The organism is Thermomonas sp. (genome assembly GCF_047606765.1).
In the GTDB taxonomy this organism is placed as follows: Bacteria; Pseudomonadota; Gammaproteobacteria; order Xanthomonadales; family Xanthomonadaceae; genus Thermomonas.
The window spans coordinates 1-7,586 of record NZ_JASGED010000027.1 but is presented as its reverse complement, the minus strand read 5'-3'; the positions used below and the strand labels follow the sequence as shown (position 1 = coordinate 7,586).

Annotated in this window: 13 protein-coding genes; 7 read left to right on the top strand and 6 right to left on the bottom strand. The window is 65.5% G+C overall.

Features of this window, described 5'->3' with window-relative positions; all coding sequences use genetic code 11:
- Both QM612_RS03050 and QM612_RS03045 read left to right on the top strand, forming a co-directional pair.
- Positions 1 to 391, top strand: a 391-nt coding sequence (locus QM612_RS03050; RefSeq protein ID WP_415252426.1) for a glutathione binding-like protein, incomplete at its 5' end; no start/stop codon positions are given.
- A gap of 12 nt (positions 392 to 403) precedes the next feature.
- A complete protein-coding gene (locus QM612_RS03045) occupies positions 404 to 880 on the top strand; it encodes a ClpXP protease specificity-enhancing factor (RefSeq protein WP_415252425.1) in 477 nt (158 codons plus the stop codon).
- Between the two features lie 121 nt (positions 881 to 1,001).
- Here the strand turns inward: QM612_RS03045 and QM612_RS03040 are convergent, their stop codons facing one another.
- Genes QM612_RS03040 through QM612_RS03030 form a run of 3 tightly spaced genes read right to left on the bottom strand, consistent with a single transcriptional unit; the run spans position 1,002 to position 2,486 of the window.
- Complete coding sequence (locus QM612_RS03040) at positions 1,002 to 1,340, bottom strand: DUF3301 domain-containing protein (protein ID WP_415252424.1); 339 nt, start codon at positions 1,338 to 1,340, stop codon at positions 1,002 to 1,004.
- A 4-nt stretch (positions 1,341 to 1,344) separates the two neighbouring features.
- Positions 1,345 to 2,217 (bottom strand): carboxylating nicotinate-nucleotide diphosphorylase, encoded by an 873-nt coding sequence (nadC, locus tag QM612_RS03035; RefSeq protein ID WP_415252423.1) that lies wholly within the window; start codon positions 2,215 to 2,217, stop codon positions 1,345 to 1,347.
- Positions 2,214 to 2,486, bottom strand: coding sequence for a Trm112 family protein (locus tag QM612_RS03030; protein ID WP_415252422.1), 273 nt, complete (start codon positions 2,484 to 2,486; stop codon positions 2,214 to 2,216). The genes nadC and QM612_RS03030 overlap by 4 nt, the downstream gene beginning before the upstream one ends.
- A gap of 60 nt (positions 2,487 to 2,546) precedes the next feature.
- Between QM612_RS03030 and purE the strand changes: the two genes are divergently transcribed.
- Both purE and QM612_RS03020 read left to right on the top strand, forming a co-directional pair.
- Positions 2,547 to 3,053, top strand: coding sequence for a 5-(carboxyamino)imidazole ribonucleotide mutase (gene purE, locus QM612_RS03025; protein ID WP_415252421.1), 507 nt, complete (start codon positions 2,547 to 2,549; stop codon positions 3,051 to 3,053).
- Positions 3,050 to 4,192: a 5-(carboxyamino)imidazole ribonucleotide synthase gene (locus QM612_RS03020; RefSeq protein WP_415252420.1), complete on the top strand. Its 1,143-nt coding sequence runs from the start codon at positions 3,050 to 3,052 to the stop codon at positions 4,190 to 4,192. Before purE ends, QM612_RS03020 begins: the two co-directional genes overlap by 4 nt.
- Positions 4,193 to 4,328: 136 nt before the next feature.
- Here the strand turns inward: QM612_RS03020 and QM612_RS03015 are convergent, their stop codons facing one another.
- Positions 4,329 to 4,922 (bottom strand): superoxide dismutase, encoded by a 594-nt coding sequence (locus QM612_RS03015; RefSeq protein ID WP_415252419.1) that lies wholly within the window; start codon positions 4,920 to 4,922, stop codon positions 4,329 to 4,331.
- A 133-nt stretch (positions 4,923 to 5,055) separates the two neighbouring features.
- On the opposite strand from QM612_RS03015, the gene grxD reads away from it, so the two are divergent.
- Positions 5,056 to 5,376: a Grx4 family monothiol glutaredoxin gene (gene grxD / locus QM612_RS03010; protein ID WP_415252418.1), complete on the top strand. Its 321-nt coding sequence runs from the start codon at positions 5,056 to 5,058 to the stop codon at positions 5,374 to 5,376.
- The gene (locus QM612_RS03005; protein WP_415252417.1) at positions 5,373 to 6,098 is read left to right on the top strand and encodes an SDR family NAD(P)-dependent oxidoreductase; all 726 of its coding nucleotides are present in this window, start codon (positions 5,373 to 5,375) and stop codon (positions 6,096 to 6,098) included. Before grxD ends, QM612_RS03005 begins: the two co-directional genes overlap by 4 nt.
- A 51-nt stretch (positions 6,099 to 6,149) precedes the next feature.
- On the opposite strand, the gene QM612_RS03000 is transcribed toward QM612_RS03005, so the two are convergent.
- Together QM612_RS03000 and QM612_RS02995 are read right to left on the bottom strand one after the other, a co-directional pair.
- Entirely contained in the window at positions 6,150 to 6,449 is a 300-nt protein-coding gene (locus tag QM612_RS03000) for an addiction module antidote protein (RefSeq protein WP_415252416.1), read from the bottom strand.
- A 48-nt stretch (positions 6,450 to 6,497) separates the two neighbouring features.
- Positions 6,498 to 6,785: a type II toxin-antitoxin system RelE/ParE family toxin gene (locus QM612_RS02995; protein WP_415252415.1), complete on the bottom strand. Its 288-nt coding sequence runs from the start codon at positions 6,783 to 6,785 to the stop codon at positions 6,498 to 6,500.
- 67 nt (positions 6,786 to 6,852) lie between these two features.
- On the opposite strand from QM612_RS02995, the gene QM612_RS02990 reads away from it, so the two are divergent.
- Positions 6,853 to 7,446, top strand: coding sequence for a YhgN family NAAT transporter (locus tag QM612_RS02990; protein WP_415252414.1), 594 nt, complete (start codon positions 6,853 to 6,855; stop codon positions 7,444 to 7,446).
- The last annotated feature ends 140 nt before the right edge of the window (positions 7,447 to 7,586 follow it).

Genomic DNA, 7,586 nt, shown 5'->3' with positions numbered 1-7,586 from the left:
TTATCCGCACCCGCCGCTGATGCCGGTGGAGCCGCTGGCGCGCGCGCGCCTGCGCCTTGCGATGCTGCGCATCGAGCACGACTGGGTGCCGCAGGTGCAGGCCATCCAGCTTGGCAACAAGCAGCAGGCCGAAGCAGGCCGCAAGCGCCTGAAGGAGCTGCTGACCGCATCGGTGCCGCTGTTCAAGGCCTACAAGTTCTTCCTCAACAGCGAAATGAGCCTGGCCGACTGCGCGATGGCCCCGATCATCTGGCGTCTGCAGGCGCTGGGCATTCCGCTGCCGAAGGACGGCAAGGCGATCGAGGATTACGGCAACCGGATTTTCCGCAACCCCGGCTTCGTGCGCAGCCTGACCGAGCAGGAAAAGGCCCTGCGCGACCTGCCGCTGTGACGCCCGCCTGAGATGGGCGAGCCCGCCCCGCCGCCGATGACCAGCCATCGCCCGTACATCCTGCGGGCGCTGTACGAATGGATCGCCGACAACGGCATGACCCCGCATGTGCTGGTGGATGCGCGCATGCCCGGCGTGCGCGTGCCCGCGCATGCGGTGAAGGACGGCCAGATCGTGCTCAACATCGCCGACCGCGCGGTGGCGAAGTTGGACATGAGCAACGACGCCCTGCGCTTTTCCGCGCGCTTCAACGGCGTCAGCCAGAGTGTGGTGGTGCCGCTGGAAGCAGTGATCGCCATCTATGCGCGTGAAACCGGGCAGGGCATGGCGCTGCCGGCGGAGCCGTCGCAGGGTACTGCGGGTGCCGATGCCATCGACGATACCGTGGATGCTGTCGATGCGGGCAAGGCCGATGGCGTGGACGATGCCCGCCCGGACGAAACACCCGAGCCACCCAAGCGCGGCGGGCATTTGCGGATCGTGAAATAACGTAGGGGCAGGCCGCCGTGCCTGCCCGGCCATCACAAACCGTTCGTGAAATAACGTAGGGGCAGGCCCCGTGCCTGCCCGGCCTTGGGCAACCACGGGGGGTTGCCCCTACGATCAACGATCAATGCAACGGAAAATCCCGCACCACCGCCTGCGCGGCGCGGCTCGGCCCGCTGAAGCCAACCAGCTTGTCGCCCAGCAGCACCACGCGCCCGATGTGGCGATCCTGCCCGTCCTCGGAATACTCGAAGCGGAAGCTGCGTTCCAGCCCTAGCCAGCCATTCTCCTTGCGGCGCAGGCGCATGCCGATGGCATGCACGGACTGATCCAGCCATTGCACGCCCGCAGCCTGACAGGCATCGCGCCCGACTTCGGCGGCGCGTTCGGCGGCAGCGCGCGCGGCGGTGAAGAAAAAGAACGCGGCACCGCCGACGATCAACAGGATGAGCAGGTCAGGCATCGACTCAACCTGTGGGCGGCGTGCCCAGTTTCAACGAGAAGTCGATGGCATGGACATGCTTGGTCAGCCCGCCAATCGAGATGCAGTCCACGCCATCCTCGGCGATGCCGCGCAGCGTGGTCATGTCCACGCCGCCTGAGACTTCCAGCGGGATGCGTCCGTCGTAGGGTGCGGACTTGGCGATGCGCACCGCTTCGCGGCGGGTATCGGCATCGAAATCGTCGATCAGGATGCGGGTGCAGCCGGTGTCCAGTGCATCGTGCAACTGCGCCAGCGTTTCCACTTCCACGATCAATGGCAGCTCCGGGTGCAGCGCGCGGGCACGCTGGATGGCGGCTGCCACGCTGCCAAATGCACGGATGTGGTTTTCCTTCAGCATCACCGCATCGAATAATGCCATCCGGTGATTGACGCCGCCGCCCACGCGCACGGCGTATTTCTGCGCCACGCGCAGGCCGGGGATGGTTTTGCGGGTGTCGAGGATTGCGGCAGTGGTGCCGCGCACCGCATCGACATAGTGCGCAGTGACGGTGGCGGTGCCGCTGAGTGTTTGCAGGAAGTTGAGCGATGCACGCTCGGCGCTGACCAGCGTGCGGTTGTGGCCCTGCAGGGTGGCGATGACGGTGCCCTTGGCGATGCGGTCGCCTTCATTGCAGCGCCAGTCGATGCGCACCTCGGGATCAAGCGCGCGATGGCAGGCGTCGAACCACGGCCTGCCTGCGACCACGCAATCTTCCTTGCAAAGTACGTATGCGCAGTCCGGCGCATCGTCCAGCAAGGATGCCGTGGCATCGCCCGGGCCGATGTCCTCGGCCAGCGCGGCGGCAACGTTGGCGGCAACCGAGTCCTCCAGCGATGGCGCAAACCTCGCGCTCATGCCGCCGGGAAACCTTCGATCTGCGCGGTGCCGATGCCTTCCTCGGCCAGCAGTACCGGGATGCCATCATCGACGCGATAGACCGTCTTGCGGTCGCGGGTGATGAGCGCTTCGCGCAGCGGCTCGGCTTGCGTGCTGTCGTCATTGCGCTTCACGCTGCCAGTCGAGGCAATCGCGCGGTTGAGCGCGTCCAGCCCGGCGGCGTCCAACAGGGCCAGCGGCTGGCGGGTGGCGGGGCAGGCGAGGATATCGAGCAGCTTGCGATCCATGGGGCAGGCATCGGAAAACGTGGGCCGTTAGAATACGTCTTTAGCGACCTGGGGATCGTCATGCCTGCTGACAACAACACCGCGCCGCTGGTCGGCATCGTGATGGGTTCGCGCTCCGACTGGGAGACGATGCAGCACGCTGCCGCAAGACTGGAAGCTCTGGGCGTGCCGCATGAAGTGCGCGTGGTGTCCGCGCACCGCACGCCGGATGTGCTGTTTGACTATGCCGCTTCCGCGCAGGCACGGGGGCTGCGCGCGATCATCGCCGGTGCCGGCGGCGCGGCGCATCTGCCGGGCATGCTGGCGTCCAAGACCGCCGTGCCGGTGTTGGGCGTGCCGGTGCAGAGCAAGGCGCTGAATGGCATGGATTCGCTGCTGTCGATCGTGCAGATGCCGGCAGGCATTCCGGTTGCGACCTTCGCCATCGGCAATGCCGGTGCGGCCAACGCGGCGCTGTTCGCGGCGGCGATGCTGGCGGCGGATCACCCCGCCATCGGCGATGCGCTGGCTGCGTTCCGCGCCAAGCAGACCGAGGACGTCGTTGCCAACGACGACCCGCGCAAGTGACCACGGTCGGGATATTGGGCGGCGGGCAACTGGCGCGGATGATGGCGCTGGCCGGCGCGCCGCTGGGCCTGCGCTTCCTGGTGATGGACACGGTGGCCGATGCCTGCGCCGGGCAATTTGCGCCGATGGTGGTGGGCGATTACACCGATGAAGTCGCGCTGGCCGAATTCGCATCGCGCATTGATGTGGCCACCTTCGATTTCGAGAACGTACCTGCACAGTCCGCAAAGTGGCTGACGCAGCGGGTGCCGGTGTATCCGATCCCGCGCGCGCTGGCGGTGGCGCAGGACAGGCTGTCGGAGAAAACCCTGTTCCGCGAACTGGGCATCCCAGTGCCGGACTTTGCCGACATCACCTCGCGCGAAACGCTGGATGCCGCCATCGCGCAGTTGGGTACGCCCTGCATCCTCAAGACCCGTCGCCTTGGTTACGACGGCAAGGGCCAGTTCCGCATCAAGTCGCCGGCGGATGCCGATGCCGCATGGGATGCACTCGGCGCGCAGGCCGAAACGGTGGGCCTGATCCTGGAAGGCTTCGTGCATTTCCAGCGCGAACTGAGCGTGGTGGCGGTGCGCGGGCGCGATGGCGAGTTCCGCGCATGGCCGCTGACCGAAAACTGGCATGTCGATGGCGTGCTGTCCGCAAGCCTTGCACCCGCACAGGTGGACGCGGCGATGCAGGCCACGGCGTTGACCCATGCGCGCAAGCTGGCCGAGGCGCTGGATTACGTGGGCGTGTTCGCGCTGGAACTGTTCTGCCGCGATGGTGAACTGCTGGCGAACGAGCTGGCACCGCGCGTCCACAACTCCGGCCACTGGACGATCGAAGGCAGCGAGACCAGCCAGTTCCAGAATCATCTGCGCGCGGTGCTGGGCCTGCCGCTGGGCGATACCCGCATGCTCGGCCACGCCTGCATGCTCAACTGGATCGGTGAAATGCCGGATGCCATGCCGGTGCTGCGCGAAGCGGGCGGTCACTGGCACGATTACGGCAAGTCGCCGCGTGACGGGCGCAAGGTGGGGCATGCCACGTTGCGAGCGGATTCCGCCGATGCACTTGCAGATGCACTGCGTCGCGTTGGCGATGCGCTGGGCCGGCAGGCGCAGGTGGTGCCGGTGGTCGCGCGATTGCGCGCCTGAATGATCCTTCTCCCGCTTGCGGGAGAAGGTGCCGAAGGCGGATGAGGGGATTCATGCGCATTGCTGCGAAAAGCGCCCCTCACCCGCCTTCGGCACCCTCTCCCCATCTGCGATGGGGAGAGGGGAAACGCATTGCTTACTTCATTTGCGAAGCAACGAAATCCCAATTCACCAGGTTCCAGAACGCTTCCAGATACTTCGGGCGGGCGTTGCGGTAGTCGATGTAATAGGCGTGTTCCCACACGTCGCAGGTCAGCAGCGGGGTGTCCTCGCCGGTCAGCGGCGTGGCCGCGTTCGAGGTGCTGGCAAGCGCCAGTGACCCATCGGCGCGCTGCACCAGCCAGCCCCAGCCGGAACCGAAGGTGCCCACGGAGGTCTTGGTGAACTCGTCCTTGAACTTTTCGAAGCTGCCAAACGCGGCATTGATGGCGTCAAGCAGCTTGCCGGTCGGCTCGCCGCCGCCCGGGTTTGAACCGGATGCCGGCTTCAGGCAGTTCCAGTAGAACGTGTGGTTCCAGATTTGGGCTGCGTTGTTGAACATGCCGCCCTGCGACTTGCGGATGATCTCCTCCAGCGACATGTCGGCAAACTCGGTGCCGGCGATCATGTTGTTGAGGTTGGTCACATAGGTCTGGTGATGCTTGCCGTAGTGGAAGTCGATGGTTTCGGCGGAGATGTGCGGCTCAAGCGCGGTGCGGTCGTAGGGCAGGGCTGGCAGTTCAATGGCCACGGGCGGGCTCCTGTCGGTAGGTGGGGAATGCGGCTTGCGGGCCGCGCGACGTTTACAATGCGCGATTCTATCCCCACTCACCGTTGCGGCGGCGTCATGCCGCAGCGGATCGCACCGTTCCAGGAGCCGCAGCATGTCCGTGGAAGACCGCATCCGGGCCGAAATCGAAGGCCATCCCATCGTCCTGTTCATGAAGGGCACGCCGCAATTCCCGATGTGCGGTTTTTCCAGCCGCGCAGTGCAGGCGCTGAAGGTGGCTGGTGCCACCGAGTTGCACACCGTCAACGTGCTGGAAGAACCCGAAATCCGCGCCAACCTGCCGCGCTATTCGGACTGGCCGACCTTCCCGCAGCTGTTCGTCAACGGCGAACTGATCGGCGGCTGCGACATCACCGTGGAGCTGGCCGAATCCGGTGAGCTCGCGCGCCTGATCGCGGACGCGCACAAGGCGTGAGCCAGCCGCTTGCCCTGGATGGCCGCGCCGTCCTGATTGCCGGTGCTGCCGGCGGGCTGGGCTCGGCGGCTGCCGTTGCCTGTGCGCAGGCCGGTGCCACCGTCATCCTGCTGGGGCGCAAGCTCGCGCCACTCAATCGCATCTATGATGCGGTGAAGGCCGTCGGCCCGGAGCCGATGTTGTATCCGCTGGATCTGGAAGGCGCATCGCCCGACGACTACGACCAGCTTGCGCAGGCGCTGGAGGGTGCATTCGGTCGCCTCGACGGGCTGTTGCATTGCGCCGCAGAGTTCAAGGGCCTGACCCCGCTGCAATACACCGATCCCGCCGACTTCGCCCGCGCCATCCACGTGGATCTCACTGCGCGCTGGTGGCTGACACAGGCCTGCCTGCCGCTGCTGGCGAAGGCTGATGCCGGCGCAGTGGTGTTCGCACTGGACGATCCTGCACGCAGCGGCTCGGCGTTCTGGGGCGGCTACGGGCTGGCGCAGTCCGCGCAGGCCACGCTGGTCTCGATGCTGCAAACCGAACTGGGCGAACACGGCCCGCGCATCAGCGGCTTCCGTCCCGGCCCGATGCGCACCGCGCTGCGTGGTCGCGCCTACCAGCCCAATGCCGATGCCGCCGCGCGCCCGGCTTCGGACTACGCGGCTGCCTGTGTCGAGCTGCTTTCGCCCGAGGGTGGTCAATGGCGGGGGGAGATCAGAGAGTTGGCGTTTTGACGCTGTCATTCCCGTGCAGGCGGGAATGACGAACCCAATCATTCTGAAACTTCAGGCCGCCGTTGCGTGCAGCCTTACGCCCAAGGCGCGCGTCACCTTCAGCACGGTGGCGAAATCCGGGCTGCGTTCACCAGACAATGCCTTGTAGAGACTCTCGCGCGAGACGCCGGCATCACGCGCCACCTTGGTCATCCCCTGCGCACGGGCGACATCGCCCAGCGCCTTGGCAATGAAGGCGGCATCTCCATCACTTTCGTCGATGCAGGCATCCAGATAAGCCGCCATTTCCTCTGGTGAGCGGAGGTGTTCGGCCACGTCATAGGTTTCAATCACGGTGTTTTTTCTGGTCATGACGGCACTCTTGCGCTCGTTGATGGATGTGGGGTGGCGTGAAGTGGGTTACAGGTGACGCACGATCTCCTGCGCCCTTCGGATGTCCTCTTGCTGGGTGGTTTTATCGCCTCCCACAAGCAGCAGGATCAATATGTTGCCGCGCTTCGTGTAGTACACGCGGTAGCCGGGGCCAGTATCGATGCGCAATTCGGACACGCCGCCTCCGAGATTGCGAAGGTCACCCGGATTGCCGCCCGCCAGACGCTCGATGCGCGCCTGGATGCGTGCGCGGCCGGCAACGTCGCGCAGGGCGTCGATCCATGCCTTGAACTCGGGCGTGCGCTTCAACTCCATGTTGAATTGTAGCCCGTAGGCTACGGGCTGGGCAAGCTGTGGCATTCGTCCATGCGAGAATCAACCAATGACCATCGCCGCCGCCGCACTCCTGCTGTTCCTGATCCTTGATCCGCTGGGCAACATCCCGGTGTTTCTCAGCCTGCTCAAGGACCTGCCGCCGTCCCGGCAGCGGCGGGTGCTGGCGCGTGAACTGCTGATCGCGCTGGTCGTGCTGATGCTGTTCCTGTGGGGCGGGCAGTACGCGCTGGAGCTGATGCACCTGCGGCAGGAGTCGGTCTCCATCGCCGGCGGCATCGTCCTGTTCCTGATCGGCCTGCGCATGATCTTCCCGCCACCGGATGGCGTCATGGGCGAGTTGCCGGATGGCGAGCCCTTCATCGTGCCGATGGCGATCCCGATGATCGCCGGCCCTTCCGGCATGGCGGCGGTGATGCTGCTGGGCAGCCAGGAACCGGGCCGCATGGGTGACTGGATGCTGGCCCTGGTCATCGCCTGGGCCGCCACGGCGGTGATCCTGTTCTCTGCCACCTACCTCAAGAAGCTGCTCGGCACCCGCGTCCTGACCGCCATCGAACGCCTGATGGGCATGGTGATCGTGGCGATTTCCGTGCAGATGCTGCTGGACGGCATCGTGAGCTTCCTGCGCGCCGGAAGCTGAACAGGGACAGCCACTTAGGGAAGGTCTGAACAAGCCGTCATTCCGGCGAAAGCCGGCTGCTTCTGACAAACGAATGTTTGTCCAATCCAGCTGTTTGGTAAGTCACTGAAAAAGCTGGATCCCGGCTTTCGCCGGGATGA